Raw genomic sequence first — 735 nt, 5'->3', positions numbered from 1 at the left:
TGGACTGTCTATTTGCCAACAAATCGTTGCAGCACATAAAGGCTGGATTGATGTTCAATCGGAACTCAATGCCTTTACTTGTATGACCGTCTGGTTACCAGTCATCGAAGAAGGAGATGAAACATGACTAAGTATCTGATTTTATGCGTCGATGACGAACGAGAAGTCTTGGATAGTGTCCTTCAAGATTTAGCACCATTCGAAGAACATTTCATCGTTGAGGGCGCAGAGTCCGTTACGGAAGCAAAGCAAGTGATTGAAGAGATGGCGGAAGAAGAAGTTCAGCTTGCGCTGATTTTGTGCGACCACATCATGCCAGAACAAACGGGCATCAGCTTTCTTATAGAACTGAGTCAAAATGGTGACACCAAAGCAGCAAGAAAAGTGCTCCTAACCGGACAAGCTGGTCTTGAAGACACCGTTGAAGCGGTAAACCATGCTAGCTTAGATTATTACATTGCCAAGCCTTGGAAAGGTGAGGAGCTAAGACAAGCCATTAAATCCCAGCTAACAGCCTTTGTTATTGAAAATGATGACAATTTGTTGTCTTGGACGACGATTCTCGATTCAGAAGCAATCTTGAATGCAATGGCAGATCGCAGAGCCAGCTTCGGAGAGTAATAGTTGAGAATAGCTCTCTAGCAACTAGTGGCGCGCTTTTTGCTTTTGTTACGTCACCATTAAGTCAGTTGACAAAACCTCGACACATTTTTGTTGGTCGTAGACCTTCGTTTT

1 protein-coding gene is annotated in these 735 nt (G+C 43.7%); it reads left to right on the top strand.

Annotation, left to right across the window (positions count from 1 at the left end; all coding sequences use genetic code 11):
- Window positions 1-123 precede the first annotated feature (123 nt).
- A complete protein-coding gene (locus R7R24_RS26665) occupies window positions 124-621 on the top strand; it encodes a response regulator (protein ID WP_020840443.1) in 498 nt (165 codons plus the stop codon).
- Window positions 622-735: the final 114 nt, after the last annotated feature.

It is taken from the genome of Vibrio sp. 704 (assembly GCF_033339295.1).
Note: the sequence above shows the minus strand (reverse complement) of the source record. Positions and strands in the feature narration are given on the sequence as shown.